We start from the raw sequence: 16,648 nt of genomic DNA, 5'->3' as shown, positions 1-16,648 counted from the left end.
CCCGAAGGAGCGCAGCATGCGCGCGAAGTTCGTACTGGTCTGCATGCTCTGCCAGAGCGAGTTCGACGCGGCGCCGATGTACCGATGTCCTGAGTGCACCGGAGCACTGGAACCTCGGTACGAACTGTCCGGCATGGTCCGCCATGACCACGCCGACCCGGAACAGGTCTACTTCGACCTGCTCCCGTTGGCCTCACGGGACTTCCTCGACAGCGGTGTGACCGTGCGGACCCCGTGTCGGCCCGCGCCGCGCCTCGGCGAGGCCATCGGTGTCCCCGGGCTGTGGATCAAGGACGAGTCCCGGCAGCCGACCCGCACCACGAAGGACCGGCTGGCCTCGCTGGTGACCTCGGTGCTGCGCCAGTTCGGAGTGAAGGAGTTCGTCGGCTCCAGCACGGGGAACAGCTCGACCGCTCTGGCCCGGGCGGTGCGCATGGACCCCACGATGCGGGCACGGTTCTTCTGCGGCAAGGATTTCGTCGCCAACCATGACATCCCGGACCACAGCCGGACCGCCCTCACCGTGGTGGACGGCAGTTATGTGGACGCCTCCGCCGAGGCCCGTGGGTACGCGGCGCGGGAGGGCATCCACTTCGACGCCGGCTTCTTCAACTGGGCCCGCAGGGAGGGCCTCAAACTCGCCTACCTCGAAGCCTTCGACGCCATGGACCGCGCTCCGGACGTCGTCGTGCAGGCGATCAGCAGCGGCATGGGCATGCTTGCCGCCCACAAGGGTGCGCGGGAGTATCTGGCCCTGGGCGAACTCTCGGCCATGCCGGCGTTCCTGATGGTCCAGGAGGAGTCCTGCGCCCCCGCCGCACGGGGCTGGCAGGAGGGCCGCACGGAGCTGTCGGACGCGCACCTGATCGAGGACCCTCGCGGTCTGGCGACGGCGATCCTCCTCGGTGACGGCTCGCCCTACTATCCCTACCTGCACTCGATCGCCGCCGGGACCGGCGGCGCCATCGTCTCCGCGGCGCGGGCGGACCTCGTCACGGCCCGTCGCATGCTGAGCGACCTGGAGGACGTGGACGTCTGCTACGCGTCGGCCGCCGCCGTCGCCGCCGTACGCGACGGGGCCTCGTCGGGACGGATAAGCCCTGACGAGACCGTCCTCGTCAATCTGACCGGTCGCAGCCGGATGGTCGACGGCCTCTAGTGTTCAGCGTCAGGAACACCGTGGAGGTGCGGCTCCGCGTCATGGCCGGCGAGGGATGGCCGGTGGCCGTGCTCACGCCTACGGATGAGGAACGGCGGGACGCCGGTTAGCCGGTCCCGGCGAACCGGAGCCTCGCGGGCGCCGGCGCGGCGCGGCCGGGTCGTTCCCGAACCCCGGTTCCTGGTGCGGCTGCTCCGGGCGTAGGGAGGGGCTGCGCACGCGGGATCGGCTTCCCGGCCCACGCCGGGCGGACCCACGTCTCGGCGTGGACGGCCGACGGCCACACACACCACTCACGAGGGGTCTGCCGGGCCCCGCCGGAGCCCGGCCCGGGCCCATGGACAGTCCGACAACAAGGGGAAGTGACGTCATGAGCGACACACCGGCTCACGACATGGCGGCAGAGACCCTGCCGGATCTGTTCGCGGCCCAGGTGGCCCGCACGCCCGACGCCGTGGCGCTGGTGTCCGGGGACGATTCCATGACATACGCCGAACTGGACGCCCGGGCACACCGGATGGCACGGTCGCTGGTGGCCAAGGGCGCGGGGCCCGGGGCGGTCGTGGCGGTCTCGGCGCCGCGCTCCGTGGAACTGGTGGTCGCCCTGTACGCCGTGCACAAGGCGGGCGCCGCCTATCTGCCCGTCGACCCGCTGCTGCCCGCCGAACGGGTACGGATGATGGCCGAGGACGCCCGGCCGTTGCTGACCGTCGGTGTCGAGGACGTCCGGCGGCTGTCGGAGAAGGACGGGCTCGCGGCGGCGGAGTACGAACTCCGCTCCCCCCACCCGTCGGACCTCGCCTACGTCATCTACACCTCGGGATCCACCGGCCGGCCCAAGGGAGTGGCCGTCTCCCACGAGGCCATCGTCAACCGGCTGCGCTGGATGCAGGCCGAGTACCCGCTGGACCACGAGGACCGCGTCCTGCAGAAGACACCCGCCGGATTCGACGTGTCCGTGTGGGAGTTCTTCTGGCCGTTGTGCGTCGGCGCCCGCCTTGTCCTGGCCGAGCCGGACGCACACCGTGATCCCGCCTGTCTCGCCGGGTTGATCCGGTCGCAGGGGATCACGACCGTGCACTTCGTGCCGTCCATGCTGCGGCTCTTCGTCGAGGAGCCCGGCGCGGCCGGGTGCACCTCACTGCGCCGGGTGTTCGCGAGCGGCGAGGCGCTCTCCGGTGAGCTGCGGTCGCGGTTCTTCCGCGTCCTGGATGCCGAACTGCACAATCTCTACGGGCCCACCGAGGCGGCGGTGGACGTGTCCTACTGGCGCTGTCGCCCCGGCGACCCGCCGGGCCCGGTTCCTATCGGAGCCCCGGTCCTGAACACCGTGCTGCACGTCCTGGACGCGGATCTGCGCCGGGTCGCGCCCGGGGTGACGGGCGAGCTCTACATATCGGGCCTCCAGCTCGCCCGGGGCTACGTCAACCGGCCGGGAACGACCGCGGAGCGCTTCGTCCCCGATCCGTACGGCCCCGACGGCAGCCGGATGTACCGCACCGGCGATCTCGCCCGGTGGGACACCGACGGGGTCCTGCACTACGCCGGCCGTGACGACCACCAGGTCAAGGTGGGAGGCGTACGCATCGAACTCGGCGAGGTCGAGGCGGCGTTGGTCCGTCACGACGCGGTCGCCGAAGCGGTGGTCACCGCAGTGCCCGACGAGGCCGGCGAGACGCGCCTGACCGGCTACCTCGTACCGGCTTTCGACGGAGCCGGCGCACTGCGCAACCTGTGCCGTCTCGAGGAGGCCGGTCTGGTCGACCGGGAGGAACTGCACACGCTGCCCAACGGGATGGCCGTCGCAGGACCCAACCGGGCGGAGACGGACTTCCTGTACCGCGAGATCTTCGAGCAGGACGAGTATCTGCGGCACGGGGTCGTGTTGCCGGAGAGCGGGGCCTGCGTCTTCGACGTCGGCGCCCACATCGGGTTCTTCTCACTCTTCGTCGCCCGTTCCTGTCCCGACAGCGTGGTCTACTCGTTCGAGCCGATACCGCAGTTGTTCCGGATGCTCGAGCTGAACACCCGGCTGCACGGGGTCGACGCCAGGCTCTTCGCGTGCGGCCTCGCCGAGGCGTCGGGGACGGCATCGTTCACGTACTACCCACAGATGTCGATCATGTCGGGGCGGTTCGGTGACATCGGCGAGGAGCGCCATGTCCTGGATGCCTTCGTCCGCAACGAGCGACCTGCACGCGAGGCTCTCCCCCGAGGCGGTTCGGAGGAGGAGGATCTCGACAGTCTGCTCACCGAACGGCTGCGGCACGTCGATGTGACCTGCGATCTGCGCACGCTGTCGGACGTGATCGACGAGACCGGTGTCGAACGCATCGACCTGCTCAAGATCGACGCGGAGAAGAGCGAACGCGAGGTCCTGCTCGGACTCCGCGACGAGCACTGGGACCTGGTCAGCCAGCTGGTGATCGAGGTGCACGACACGTCGGGGCGACTCCGATGGGTCCGGGACCACTTGGAGGAGCGGGGATACCGGGTCACCGTGGACGGGCTGCGGATGCTCTCGGACACCGGCCTGGTCACCGTCCATGCGTTCCGCGACGGTCTGCCCCAGCGGCCCGCGCCCGCCCGGGGGGCGGGCGTCGCACCGGCGTACCGCGCTCCGGACTGGTCCGCCCCCGACCTGTACATCGAGGACGTGCGGCGGGAGGCGGCACTCCGGCTGCCCGCCCAGATGGTGCCCGACCACTTCGTGATCGTCGACGAGCTGCCTCTGACGGCCAACGGCAAGCTCGACCGCGCGGCGCTGCCGGCGCCCCGGATCCGCCCCGCCGGGATGCCGGTCGCCCCGCGCGACGCTGCCGAGGAACTGCTCTGCGCGTTGTTCGCAGATGTCCTCGGCGTACCCGGCACGGGCGTCCACGACGACTTCTTCCGGCTGGGAGGCAACTCGTTCGACGCGATCCGCCTGGTGGCCCGGATCCGCGAGGCGCTGGGTACCGCCCTGACCGTTCGGAGCCTGTTCGAGGCCCCGACCGTGGCCGCCTTCGCGGAGCTGCTGGCCCGCGGCCCCGGCGGAGATCCGCTCTCGGGCATCCTGCCGCTTCGCACCGGCGGCGCCCTGCCGCCGTTGTTCTGCGTGTATCCGGCGGCCGGGGTCGGATGGGTCTACTCGGGTCTGCTGCGGTTCACCGAGAGCGACCGGCCCGTGTACGCCCTCCAGGACAACGGGCTGACCGGAGCCGATCCCGCGGCGGACGTCGAGGAGTTGGCGGAGAACTGTGTCCGCCGGATCCGGGCCGTCCAGCCCGCCGGCCCCTACCATCTGCTCGGCTGGTCGTTCGGCGGCCTCCTGGCGCAGGCGATCGCTACCCGGCTCCAGTCTGCCGGTGAGAAGGTGGCCCTGCTGGCGCTGCTCGACTCGTACCCCCTGCATCACCGAGCCGAGCCCGTCCTGAACTCGGCCTCAGGACTGCGTGAGCTGCTCGAGTCCCTGGGCGGCGGCGACTCGGCGCCGGGAGCGGACGACAGTGTGCTCGCGGGCCTGGAGCAGGAGCAGGTCGACGCCATGGCACGGGTGTTCAGGAGCAACGTCGGCCTTGCGCACGCCTTCCGCCCGACGGTGTTCGACGGCGATCTCCTGCTCTGGACCGCCACGGAAGGCAGGGGCGAGGGAGCCCCCGGGCCGGACGACTGGGCCCCGTACGTCACCGGACGGATCCGGACGTGGCAACTGGACTGCGGCCACGGGGAGATGATGTCGCGGCGGGCACTCGACCGGATCGGGCCACGGCTCGCCGCTCTGCTCTCCGGTGGCCGCCGGCCAGGCGACCGCTGAGGGCCGGTCAGCCCGGGAGACGGCGAAGCGCGCGGAAGGGGGCCCCGAGGTCATCGCGATGGCGATGGCCTCGGGGCCCCCTTCCGTCGTTCCCACGGCGACTCCCCTACCGGGGCGACCGCGGCCTCAGGTGACTTCTTCGGCCGACCTCACCGGAAGGTCGTAGGTGCGCCGGATGCTGGAGCCGAGGCTGCCCACGTCGGCTCCGTACACATGGATGGACACGGTGGTGCACTCGGCCGAGTTCCGGACTTCGTGGATGTCGCCGGGCGGGACGATGTAGTCGACCGCTTCGGCCTTGTTCGTCGTGACGGCGACGGGGACGAGACCGGGCTTCTCCTCGTCCTCCACGAGCCGGTAGCGGACCTCTTCCTCAGCTCCGACATAGGTGCCCGTCACGCACCAGGAGACATGGTCGTGTATGGCTGTCCGCTGCCCGGGCAGCCACACGAGCGCGACGACGGAGAAGGTTCCGCCGGGCTCCACATGCAGGATGCGTTGCCTGTACGAGCGCGGGTCCGGCTCCAGCTGCTCCGGTGTCAGGAGGCCTTCGCCCCGGAGGTGGGGGGCGACGGCTGCGGCGACGCGCCGTCCGCTGTGCTCCGGATCGTCGGTTCCACCCGCCCGCAGGGCCGCGCGGATGTCGGCGACGAGCCGTGCCAGTGGCGACGACGGGGTCCTGGGATGTTCACTCACACGGATCGTCCTTTCCGGCTGTTCTCACCGACCGGGCGCCCCTGTCGGAGGCGTCCGTTCACACCCCGAGGCCTTGCAGCGTGCGCAGCGCGTCGAGCAGACCCCTGCGGTCGTCGTCACCCCGTCGCATGGTCGTCACGACTGTGGCGTCGGTGGCGGAGTCGTCGACGCTCTGCTGGAGTGCGGGGGCGAGTACCGGATGGGCGCTGATCTCGACCAGGACGTCGTTCTCGCGCAGCAGGCGGCCGACTGCGTCGGCGAGGAGGACGGGGTGGCGGAGGTTGCGGGCGAAGTAGCCGGCGGTCGCCTGCTGCCAGTCGAGCTCCTCGCCCGTCACCGAGGACACCATCGGGATGCGGCCGGGCTTGGGAGTCAGGGTGCCGACGGCGCGTTCGAGGTCGGCCATGATCGGGTCGATGGCCGCGCTGTGGGCGGGCAGGTCGACGCGGACCATCGCGCACAGGACGTCGCGGTCCTGGAGTTCGGAGACGATGGCCTCGAGGACGGAGCGCTCGCCGGCCAGGATGGTGGTCCTGGGTCCGTTGCGGGCGGCGACGGAGACACCTTCGCGAAGGTGCGGGGTGAGATCGGCCGCGGAAAGTTCGAACGCCGCCATGCCACAGGTCGGGCCCGCCACCCGGCGCTGCTGGTCGCTGTAGTGGTGGACGAGCCGGGCCGCGTCGGGGATGTCGAGTATGCCTGCGATGACGCAGGCGGCGATCTCGCCGATGCTGTGGCCCGCGACGGCGGACGGCAGGACACCCTTGGACTCCAGCCAGCGGGCGATGCCCACCTGCACGGCGAAGGTGATGGGCTGCATGACCCCGACGTCACCCGTCCTGGCTTCCGGTTCGTCGAGGAAGAGCTCGTGCACCAGCGACCAGCCCGTGTGCCGGGCGAGTTCCCTGTCGCACTCCTCGAGGACGGTGCGGAAAGCGGGTTCGGCGCGGAACAGCGTCCGCCCCATGCCGACCCACTGCTGGCCGTAGGGGGAACAGACGAAAGCCGCCCGCAGCGCGCTCTCGGTGGAGGGCGCGGACTCGGCGGGCCGGGCCCGGTCCGGTTCGTGGACGGGCGCCCGGTCGAGTTCGCTGAGCCGCAGCTGCGGAGCGGTGGCCACCACCTTCAGCAGGTCGGTGAAATCCTGCGTCAGCCGCTCGGCGTCCGCGGGCGTGAACAGGTCGAGAGCGTAGGTGAGGCTGGCGTCGATACCGGCCGGCGTCCGACGGTCGGCGAAGCGCTCGAACAGCTCGAAGCGCAGGTCGAAGCGTGTGATCCCCTCGTCCACATGCTCGGCGCGCACGGCGAGGCCGGGCATGTCGAGTTCGGCGATCGCGTTGTTCTGGAATGCGAGCATCACCTGGATCAGCGGGTGCCAGGCGGGCGAACGAGGAGGATTGAGAGCCTGCACGAGGTGGTCGAACGGCACGTCCTGGTGGGCGAAGGCCGCCAGGTCCGTGCTGCGAACCCGGGACAGCAGCTCCCGGAAGGTGGGGTCGCTGTCGGTCCTGGTCCGCAGTACCAGGGTGTTGACGAAGAAGCCGACGAGGTCGTCGAGTGCCTCGTCGCCGCGCCCCGCGGTGGGGATGCCGATGGCGATGTCGGTTCCGGCCCCCCGCCGGGTGAGCAGGGCCGCGAGGGCCGCCTGTACGACCATGAACACGCTGGTGCCGGTCTCCCGCGCCAACTGCTGCAGCGCCTGGTGGGTCGGCTGCGGAATCCGGGTGGCGACCCGGCCGCCCCGGTGGGAGGGGGTGTCCGGCCGGGGGGCGGCCGCGTCGATCCGCAGCCGGTCGCTCAACCCCTCCAGTTCCGCGCGCCAGAACGCCGTCTCCCGGTTGAGGAGGCTGTTCGGGTCGTCCTCGTCGCCCAGGAGTTCGTTCTGCCAGAGCGTGTAGTCGGCGTACTGGAGGGGAAGTTCGTCCCAGTCCGGCTGCTCACCGCTGCGGTGTGCGGAGTACGCGCACGCCAGATCCCGGTTGAGCGGGGCCAGTGACCAGCCGTCACAGGCGATGTGGTGGATCGTCAGCAGCAGCACGTGCTCGTCGGTGCCCAGCCGGAACAGGTGGCAGCGCAGCACCGTCTCGGCGGTGAGGTCGAAGGCATAGGCGGCCTCCTCGCTCAGGGCCTTTGGCAGCTCCGCCTCCGTGAGAGCGGTGACCGGCAGTTCGACCGGGGCCTCGTCCGGGTCGAGGACGATCTGCTGTGGCTGCCCGTCCCAGTCCGGATAGGCCGTGCGCAGGCTCTCGTGCCGGGTCACCAGGTCGTCGAGGGCACGCCGCAGGGCGGGGACGTCGAGCTCGCCGCGCAGCCGGTAGGCGATGGGCATGTTGTAGTGCCCCGCCGCGCCGTGCAGCCGGTTCAGGAACCACAGCCGGCGCTGGGTCTGCGAGAGCGGGATCTGCTCCGGGCTGTCGAACCGGCGCAGGGCCGGACGCCTGCTGCCGGAGCCGCTCTCCAGTCGCTCGGCGAGCTGGGCGACGGTCGGGGCCTCGAACACCGTACGCATCGGGACGTCGATCCCCAGGGCCGCCCGGACCCGGACGGCGAGGCGGGTGGCCAGCAGGGAGTGACCGCCCAGTGTGAAGAAGGAATCGTCGATGGTGACCTGGTCCACTCCGAGGACCTGGGCGAACACGGCGCAGAGGATTTCCTCCCGCTGGTTGCGCGGGTCACGGCCCTTGCTCTCGTCCATCGTCAACTCCCGACGACGGCCGAGCGCACCTGGGCCGGCCAGTCTGCGCTGTCCAGGCCGTACTGGCAGAGGAAGGCGTAGACGAGCCGCTCCAGGCCGAAGCCGACGCAGCCGCTGCGGATCGGGCCGTTCGCGCCGTGTCCGATGTCGAAGGCCTTGCCGAACAGGTCGTCGTGGAAGTTGAAGGAACCGACGGCGATCGTCCGCTCCGGGGCGACGTCCAGCCGCAGCTCGTACTTGAGTTCCATCAGTCGCTGCGACCAGATGCGCTCCGAGGTGTCCGTGCCGCAGAAGAAGGGGTCGTTCCCCACCTCGCAGAAGCCGCTCATACCGAGCGCCTCGACGAAGGCGAAGACCTTGCGCATGAATCCCTCGCGGGAGTTCAGGACTTCTTCCCGGGCGCCCATGAAGACGATCTCCCGGATGGTGAAGTCCCAGAGGCGCTCCAGCGTCGTGGAGTACGCCGCCTCGAAGCGGAACGACTTGCCGCGTGAGGTCACGACGTGCAGCCGGTCCGCCTCCAGCGTGCGTCCGCCGTACTGCTGGAACGTGTGGTAGCACATCGTCGGCGGCAGGCAGTAGTCGACGTTCCCGCAGGAGTCGAGCGCACCGGGGGTCAGTCCGTCGACGGCGTAGGAGTCCTGGAAGTCGCGGTAGACGTCGAGGTCGTTGCGCAGCCTGGTGACGAACATCAGGTGCTGCGGGAAGGACTTCATGTATCCGGCCGTTTCCAGGGCCCTGGTCCGGATCAGTGTCGGGTACCGGTACTCCCGGGCGTCGAAGTCCTCGGCCAGCAATGCGCAGACGGCCTCGTCGAAGTACGTGAACAGGGAGAGCAGGGGCTCTCCGAGAGCCACCTGGCCCTCGCCCACCTCGGTCACCGCTCCGGACTCCGCGAGGAGGTCGAACATGTCGTCGCCCTGCGGTGTGCGCCGGTGCGGCGAGGTCCAGACCGACCTGGCGGGGGTCACCCGCTGCCTGCGGACGTCGTTGTTCACCATGTGGTCGACCTTGACGGTCAGGGCGGCGTGATCGAGCGGCTCCGGCGAGTGCAGGACCACGCCGTGCACCTCCTGGTCCTTCACGACCAGTTCGTAGCCGGTGATCTCGGGCGACACGAAGAAGAGGCGGCGCTCGATCTCGGGGGCCAGCGCCTCGGGGATCGGACTCTGCAGCTCGATCCGGGTCAGGGCGTCGTTCGGGTGCTTCATGGTGATCGCTTCCTCGCCGGTGGGGAGAACGGGCCCGGCGCACGGCGGCTCATTGCCGTCGCGCGCCGGGAGAGGGCCTAGACCGCTGCCTTGGAGGTGACCAGGCGGACGAGGCCGTCGACGGTACGGAAGTTGTCGAAGTCCATGTCGTCCGGCCCGAGGCTCAACCCGAACTCCTTCTCCAGGAACAGCACGAGCTGCATCGCGAAGAGGGAGTTGACGTAGCCGAGGGCGAATATGTCGTCGCTGTCGGCCAGGGGCCGGCCCGCCAGCTGCGGGGTGAGGAATGCGCGGACCCGTGCGCGGGCGTCTTCGTGCGTCATTCTGGTGTTTCTCCTTCGTGGTTTCCGTGGTCGGAGATGTCAGTAGGTGTAGAAGCCCTGGCCGGTCTTGCGACCCAGCAGCCGGGCGTCGACCATCTTCTGGAGCAGCGGGGCCGGGCGGAACTTGCTGTCCCGGAAGCTCTCGTACAGGACCGTGAGGGAATTCAGGATCGTGTCGAGGCCGATCAGGTCGCCGGTCTCCAGCGGGCCCATCTTGTGGCCGAAGCACTCGCGGAACATCTTGTCGACGTCCTCGGCCGAGGCGATCTGTTCATGGACGCAGAAGATCGCCTCGTTGATGGTCACCATGAGGACCCGGTTGGTGATGAACCCCGGGGAGTCCTGGACGACGATCCCCTCCTTGCCGAGGTCCTCGAGCACTCCCCGGGTGATCTTCAGCGTCTCCTCGGACGTGAAGTGGCCGCTGACCACCTCGACCGCGCTCATCATGGGAACGGGGTTCATGAAGTGCAGTCCGAGGATCTCGGCCGGGCGCCCGGTGACCGAGCCGACCCGGGTGATCGGCACCGCCGAGGTGTTGACCCCGAAGATCACGCCGGGGCGGCAGATGGCGTCGATCTGCTCGTAGACCGCGCGCTTGACGTCCCAGTTCTCCGTGACGTTCTCCACCACGAAGTCGGCGTCCGCCAGCGGCGCGAACTCGGTGCTGGTGCGAATCCGGGAGAGTACGGTCTCGGCGCTCTCCTGCGACTGCTGCCCGAGGAGCATGGCGTGCACCAGTACGTCCCGCCGGATCTGGGCGAGCGCGCTGTCGAGCTGGTCCTGCGATATGTCCACCAGGATCACGTCGAACTTCGCCTGCGCGAACGACTGGGCGACACCCCGGCCGATCGTTCCTGCGCCGATCACGCCTACGGTACGGATACTCACTCGATACCACCTTCTGGGGTTGCGGGTAGGGGTGCTCCGGGGGCTTCCAGGGCATGTTGGTCAGCTCGGTTCGAGGGGCCGCGATGTCGCCGTCGCTCATCGGCTCCCCCGGCGGTCCGGCCCGTTCGGCACCGGTCGAACGGGCCGCGTCGACCGGTGCGGAGGCGCCTTTCCGGGCCCTGTCGACGGCATCGGCGAACTCGCGGTGGCATGGCCGGGTTCGTCTCCCGGCCGTCGGCGCGGGTCGTCGCCGGGGCGGAGGACTACTCGTCCCCGGCGGGCTCGCCTCCGAGGTGCAGGGCCAGTTTCGCCAGCAGTTCGTCCTCGGAGTCACGCAGGAAGAAATGATCTCCCGTGATCTCCTCGGCCGCGAAGGAACCATTGCTGTACTGGGCCCATTCACCCACCGATGCCTCCGGTACGTCCTGGTCGTCGGCGCCGTGGAACACGGAGACCGGGCAGTTCAGAGGAGTGATACGCGGCGCCCGGTAGTGGTCCAGGATCGTGTAGTCCGCACGGATGGTCGGCAGGTAGAGCTCCATCAGCTCCTCGTTCTCCAGGAGTTCCTCCGGGGTGCCGCGCAACTTCCGCAGGCGTTCGGTGAACTCCTCGTCCGAGAGGTCATGGTTGGTCTCGACCGGAGTGGCCTCGTGCGGGGCCGGACAAGCGGAGACGAGCAGGCGCCGCGATGCGGGAAAGCCGCGGTCCGTGAGGTGCCGGGTGAGTTCGAAGGCGAGTACTCCGCCGAAGCTGTGGCCGAACAGTGCGTAGGGTGTGTGCCGCGCTTCGTCCATGGCGCCGGCCAGGTCCTCGAGCAGGGCGGCCATCCCGGTCAGCGCCGGTTCGGACCAGCGTGCCCCTCTTCCGGGAAGTTCCAGGGGCTTCACCGTCACCGAGGAGGGCATTCTGCTGTCCCAGTCCGCGTACATCCGCGCCGAAGCACCCGCGTACGGCAGGCAGTAGAGCGTCAGCGCCGGTGACCCGCCGGCGGTCCGCTCCCGCCCGGACGGGAGACCGGCAGTGCTGATCCCGAGGAGTCCGGCCACCGTCGGGTGCTCGTGGATCTGCCGCAACGGAACAGCGCGGCCGAGCGCTTTGACAAGCCGTCGCTGGAGCGCGACGGCCAGGATGGAGTTTCCACCCGCTTCGAAGAAGTTCTCGTCGTCCGAGGCGGGTTCGGCTTCGAGGGTGTCGCGCCACGCCTGCAGGACAGCGGCACGGATCATTTCCGTCTCAGAGTTCATCGCATGCGCTTTCGTTCAGATCGGCATGGGCCGGACCGGCGGTCGATCTCGCCGGAGCTGGTCCCGGGAACGCCCGGGCCAGGGGTGTTGCTCAGATCTCGCCCCGCTCGGAACCGCGGCCGGATCCGTCGGCGGTCTCCCGGGGCTGTGTGGTCCGGCGCAGCACGTCGATCCGCGCGGCCAGCGTGGCGACGGTCGGCGTATCGACCAGGGAGCGCACGGGAAGGTCCAGCCCCAGTTCGGTCCGCAGCCGGCTGACGACGGCCAACAGGGAGAACGAGTCCCCGCCGATCTCGAAGAAGTTGGCCTGTACGCTCACCTCGTCCAGCTTGAGCACATCCGCCCACGCCGCCGCGACGGTGTGCTCCGTCCCGGTGCTCGGCGGCACCACGACGGGCTCGACGGGCGGTGGGGCGCTGGGCCGGGGAAGCCGCCGGCGGTCGACCTTGCCGGTCGCCGAGAGCGGAATGGCGTCGAGCCACATGAACACGGCCGGCTGCATGACGATGGGCAGCTTCGGGGCGAGGTAGGCGCGCAGTGCGGCGTCGTCGAGATCGCCGCCGGGTGTCAGGGCCACATAGGCGATCAGCCGATGGCCCGACTCCAGGACGACCACGGCGTTCGTGACGTCGGGGTGCCCGCGCAGTACCGACTCGATCTCCTCCAGCTCGACCCGCACACCACGGATCTTGACCTGGCTGTCGACCCGGCCCAGGAACTCCATCTCTCCGTCGGGGAGCCGCCGCACCAGGTCACCGGTGCGGTAGAGACGGTGGCCGGGCCTGGCCGGATCCGGGGTGAACCGGTCGGCGGTCAGAGCGGGCCGGTTGCGGTATCCGCGGGCGACGCCGTCACCCCCGATCCAGAGTTCGCCGGGAACACCGATCGGCTGGAGGTTCCCCCAGCGGTCGACCACCGCGCAGGAGGCGTTGGCGATCAGTTCGCCCAGCGGCATGGAGCTGCGCTCCACAGGCTCGTCGCCCATGCGGCCGACCAGTGCCGCTCCCGCGGTCTCCGTCGGCCCGTACTCGTTCCAGATCTCGCACTCGGGCGAGACGACCTTGCGTGTCCGCGCGACCAGGTCCGCGTCCAGGTTCTCGCCGCCCATGGACACGTGGCGCAACGTCGGCATCCCGATGTCCGCGTCCGCGATGCCTCGCATCTGGGTCGGCGTCAGGTAGAGCAGGTGGATGGACCGCTCGTTGATGAACCGGGCGGTGGCCGGGCCGTCGGCCCGGACCTCACGGGGAAGCATGACCAGGCAGGCTCCGCTGGTCAGCGCGTGGAACATCTGCTCGACGGACCAGTCGAAGTGGTACGAGAGATTGTGCACGACCCGGGTGCCCGGCCCCATCGGGCGGATGTCCTGGGCCCACTGGATCCACGGCGTGATCGCGGTGTGCGGCAGTCCGACGCCCTTGGGGTTACCGGTGGTTCCGGACGTGTACATCAGGTACACCAGCTGCGAGGGGTGCAGCGCTGGCTCACGGGCGCCGTCCTCCGCCCCGGGCCGCGGAGCGCCCGCGGGACGGGCCTGCCCCACGGTTCCGGTGCTCACCACGTCCACGTTCTCAAGGACGCCCGCCGGCAGCTGGACACCGAGTTCGGGGGTGGTGACCAGGACCTTCATCCCGCTGTCCGCGACGACGTACGACATCCGGTCGACGGGTGAGAGCGGATCGATCGGTACGTAGGCCGCCCCGGCCTTGAGGATGCCGAGGATCCCGACCATGAGGTCCGGCGACGGGTCCGCACACAGGCCGACCAGATCGTCCGTGCCGATGCCGCGTGCCGTCAGCTCCCGCGCCAGTTGTGCTGCCCTGTCGTCGAGTTCGCGATAGCTGATCCGGTCGTCGCCGCTCTCGACCGCATCGGCGTCCGGGGACCTGAGCGCCTGCTCCTCGAACAGCCGGTGCAGGAAGAGGTCGGTGGGGTACGGACCGCAGGCCGCCGTGGACCACTTCTCGAGCTGCCGGCGCTCCCCGTCGGGAAGGATGGTGAGTTCCGAGATGCGCTTGGCGGGAGAGGCGACCGCGTCCGCCGCGAGCACAGCGAGGTGCTCGAGGATACGCCACGCCTTGTCCTCGACGAAGAGGTCGGTGTTGTAGTCCAGTGCGAGGCGGTACGTGAACTCGGCCTCGACGACCCTGAACACCAGGTCGAACTTGACCGCCCTCATACCCAGGTCCAGATCCACATCGGTGACGCTGAGTCCGGTCAGCTCCGGTGCGGGCAACTCGTGCTGGAACGCCAGCATCACCCGGAACGGCCCCTGTCGGGAGGAGCGGTCGGTGGAGATCGCGTTGACCACCCGCTCGTAGGGGACGTCCTGGTTCGCGAAGGCCTCCAGTGTCCGGGTGCGGACGTCGCCGAGCAGAGCGGTCAGAGTCGGATCACCGGACAGATCGCTGCGCAGCGCGAGGGTGTTGAGGAAACACCCGAGCATGGTCTCCAGTTCGGGAAGGTCCCGGTTGGTGCTCGGGATGCCGACCACGATGTCCGTCTGGCCGCTGTACCGGCTGAGCAGCACGTTGAGCAGGGTGAACATGGTCATGAACGGAGTCGCGTCGTTCTCCTTGGACAGCTCGCGGATCCGTCGCGACACCGCCCGGGGGAGCTCGATGCCCACGGAGGCCCCGCGGCTCATGGTGGTCTCCCTGGCCGGCAGGTCGGTCGGCAGATCCAGCACGGGCAGTGGTCCGCGCAACCGCTCCTTCCAGTAGTCCAGTTGCCGGTCGAGCGTGGCTCCGCCGATGGTGCGCCGCTGCCAGGCGGCGTAGTCGGCGTACTGCACCGGGGGCGGCTCCGCCGCGGGGAGCGTTCCGCCGGCGGCTGCCGCGTACAGCTCGAGCAGCTCGGACATGGCGAGCTCGTAGGAGTGCACATCGGTGATGATGTGGTGGAGGTTGATGAGCAGGACGTGCCACTGCTCGTCCAGGCGGTACAACTCCACGCGCAGGAGCGGGCCCCGCTCCACGTCGAAGGGCCGCTGGGCGGAGACGAGGAGCTGGTCGGCCAGGGCCTGCTCCTGCTTCTCCTCCGGCTCGTCCCTGAGGTCGACCACGGTCAACGGCAGGTCGATCCTGGCCTGGATCACCTGCTCGGGAATTCCGTCGACGGCCGTGATGGTGGTGCGGAAGACCTCGTGACGGTCGGCCAGCGTCTGGACGGCCGTCCCCAGCGCCGCGATGTCGAGCGGCCCGCCGATCTCGTGGGCCACGGGGATGTTGTAGCGGGAGCTGGGCCCCTGGATGTGCTCGTCCACCCACAGGCGCTGCTGTGCGAACGACGTGGGGGCGTGGAAGACGTCATCCGTCCTCTCACCGAACGGCTCGATGGTCGTCGCCGCCCCGGGGGCCTCTTCCCGCATCCCCTCGATGGCGGTGACCAGCTGGGCGAGCGTCCGGGCCTCGAACAGCACGCTGAGCGGAATCCGGATGCCGAGCTCCTCACGGAGCCGGCCGATCACCCTGGCTCCCTGGAGCGAGTTCCCGCCCATCGCGAAGAAGTTGGCGTCCGGGCCGGGTATCTCGGTCCGAAGGACAGCCGTCCACACATCCGAGACAACGTCCACTACGGACCGCTGCGACATGTTGTTCCACCCATTCCATCGATAGGAAGCACGGATTTCTTACGGAGAACTGCCGTTCAGCGGCCGCTTCGCTGCGCCGACGGGCTCAGCAGGCGGGCGATTTCGGCGAGGACGGCCGGACGGGCGGAGTGCAGGAAGAAGTGGTCGCCGTTGAACATCCGCAGGTCGAATCCACCGGCCGTCAGCTCGCCCCAGCGCGAGAGCGTCTCGTTGCCCTCAGCCTCGTCCTCGGTGCCGCCGAACGCGGAGACCGGGCAGTTCAGGAGCGGTGCGCCGGTGTACCGGTAGGTCTCGACGACGGCGAGATCCGCGCGGATGACCGGGAGCAGCAGGCTCATCAGTTCCGGGTCCGCCAGCACCGCCTCCGGTGTGGCCTGCCAGGAACGCAGCTTCTCGACGAGCTCGCCCTCCGGTCCCGCGTGGTACTGCGGAGCGGCAGCGTCCCTGGACTGGGGCGGTGCGCAACCGGAGACGAACAAGCGGGTGGGTGTGCCGGCTTCCATCCGCTGCAGCGAGCAGGTGAGGCTCCATGCCACCAGGCCGCCCATGCTGTGCCCGAAGAAGGCGAACGGACGGTCCAGATAGGGGATGATCGCGGGCACCAGTGCGTTGAGCACAGCACCCATCCGGTCGAGCGGCGTTGCCCCGAGGCGGTCCTCGCGGCCCGGCAACTGGATCGCCCACGGCTCGATTCCGTCGGGCAGGGCCGCGCCCCATTCGCGGAACGCCGACATGCCGCCCCCGGCGTACGGGAAGCAGAACAGCCGCGTGTCCGCCTGTGGCCGGTTGGCGAGTGGCCTGACGAGCGTGTTCATCGGCCGGTCTTGCCCGCCGTCGCCCGGCGCAGGGTCAGTGGACGCATGTCCGTCCAGACCTCGTCGATGTGCGCGAGGCATGCCTCCTTCGAACCCTGTTTGCCCGCGTCCCGCCAGCCGCCGGGCAGATCGCGGCCGGACGGCCAGACGGAGTACTGCTCCTCGGAGTTGATCACCACGAGGTACTCGTCGTCGTCATGCTGCTCGTCCATGGGTTCTTCCTTTC

Annotated in this window: 9 protein-coding genes and 2 pseudogenes; 2 read left to right on the top strand and 9 right to left on the bottom strand. The window is 69.6% G+C overall.

Annotation, left to right across the window (positions count from 1 at the left end; genetic code table 11):
* Positions 1-16: 16 nt before the first annotated feature.
* Positions 17-1,159, top strand: coding sequence for a threonine synthase (locus tag JOC24_RS31105; RefSeq protein WP_205023785.1), 1,143 nt, complete (start codon positions 17-19; stop codon positions 1,157-1,159).
* A 385-nt stretch (positions 1,160-1,544) separates the two neighbouring features.
* A pseudogene (locus JOC24_RS31100) lies at positions 1,545-4,955 on the top strand (amino acid adenylation domain-containing protein); the annotation flags it as partial.
* 126 nt (positions 4,956-5,081) lie between these two features.
* On the opposite strand, the gene JOC24_RS31095 reads toward JOC24_RS31100, so the two are convergent.
* From JOC24_RS31095 to JOC24_RS31055, 9 genes and pseudogenes are all read right to left on the bottom strand, one after another.
* Complete coding sequence (locus JOC24_RS31095) at positions 5,082-5,651, bottom strand: cysteine dioxygenase family protein (protein ID WP_205023783.1); 570 nt, start codon at positions 5,649-5,651, stop codon at positions 5,082-5,084.
* A 58-nt stretch (positions 5,652-5,709) separates the two neighbouring features.
* Complete coding sequence (locus tag JOC24_RS31090; RefSeq protein WP_205023782.1) at positions 5,710-8,346, bottom strand: condensation domain-containing protein; 2,637 nt, start codon at positions 8,344-8,346, stop codon at positions 5,710-5,712.
* Between the two features lie 2 nt (positions 8,347-8,348).
* Entirely contained in the window at positions 8,349-9,557 is a 1,209-nt protein-coding gene (locus JOC24_RS31085; protein ID WP_205023781.1) for a class-II aminoacyl-tRNA synthetase family protein, read from the bottom strand.
* Between the two features lie 77 nt (positions 9,558-9,634).
* Positions 9,635-9,880 carry an acyl carrier protein gene (locus JOC24_RS31080; protein WP_205023780.1) on the bottom strand — a complete coding sequence of 82 codons (246 nt, stop codon included), beginning with the start codon at positions 9,878-9,880 and terminating at the stop codon, positions 9,635-9,637.
* A 39-nt stretch (positions 9,881-9,919) separates the two neighbouring features.
* Positions 9,920-10,777, bottom strand: a pseudogene (locus JOC24_RS34310) (3-hydroxyacyl-CoA dehydrogenase family protein); the annotation flags it as partial.
* Positions 10,778-11,034: 257 nt separating this feature from the next.
* Positions 11,035-12,015 (bottom strand): thioesterase II family protein, encoded by a 981-nt coding sequence (locus JOC24_RS31070; RefSeq protein ID WP_205023778.1) that lies wholly within the window; start codon positions 12,013-12,015, stop codon positions 11,035-11,037.
* Between the two features lie 91 nt (positions 12,016-12,106).
* Positions 12,107-15,589, bottom strand: a complete 3,483-nt coding sequence (locus JOC24_RS31065; protein WP_205023777.1) for a non-ribosomal peptide synthetase — start codon at positions 15,587-15,589, stop codon at positions 12,107-12,109.
* 74 nt (positions 15,590-15,663) lie between these two features.
* Positions 15,664-16,422 (bottom strand): thioesterase II family protein, encoded by a 759-nt coding sequence (locus JOC24_RS31060; protein ID WP_205023776.1) that lies wholly within the window; start codon positions 16,420-16,422, stop codon positions 15,664-15,666.
* Positions 16,419-16,634, bottom strand: coding sequence for an MbtH family protein (locus JOC24_RS31055; RefSeq protein WP_205023775.1), 216 nt, complete (start codon positions 16,632-16,634; stop codon positions 16,419-16,421). Before JOC24_RS31055 ends, JOC24_RS31060 begins: the two co-directional genes overlap by 4 nt.
* Positions 16,635-16,648 lie beyond the last annotated feature (14 nt).

Origin of the sequence: Streptomyces sp. HB132 (assembly GCF_016909575.1) — a bacterium.
Lineage (GTDB): Bacteria > Actinomycetota > Actinomycetes > Streptomycetales > Streptomycetaceae > Streptomyces.
Note: the sequence above shows the minus strand (reverse complement) of the source record. Positions and strands in the feature narration are given on the sequence as shown.

Excerpts from the sequence above, each read along its gene's own strand:
- JOC24_RS31105 (WP_205023785.1), top strand. The coding sequence starts at position 17 with ATGCGCGCGAAGTTCGTACTGGTCTGCATGCTCTGCCAGAGCGAGTTC.
- JOC24_RS31090 (WP_205023782.1), bottom strand. The coding sequence starts at position 8,346 with ATGGACGAGAGCAAGGGCCGTGACCCGCGCAACCAGCGGGAGGAAATC.
- JOC24_RS31080 (WP_205023780.1), bottom strand. The coding sequence starts at position 9,880 with ATGACGCACGAAGACGCCCGCGCACGGGTCCGCGCATTCCTCACCCCG.
- JOC24_RS31085 (WP_205023781.1), bottom strand. The coding sequence starts at position 9,557 with ATGAAGCACCCGAACGACGCCCTGACCCGGATCGAGCTGCAGAGTCCG.
- JOC24_RS31070 (WP_205023778.1), bottom strand. The coding sequence starts at position 12,015 with ATGAACTCTGAGACGGAAATGATCCGTGCCGCTGTCCTGCAGGCGTGG.
- JOC24_RS31055 (WP_205023775.1), bottom strand. The coding sequence starts at position 16,634 with ATGGACGAGCAGCATGACGACGACGAGTACCTCGTGGTGATCAACTCC.
- JOC24_RS31060 (WP_205023776.1), bottom strand. The coding sequence starts at position 16,422 with ATGAACACGCTCGTCAGGCCACTCGCCAACCGGCCACAGGCGGACACG.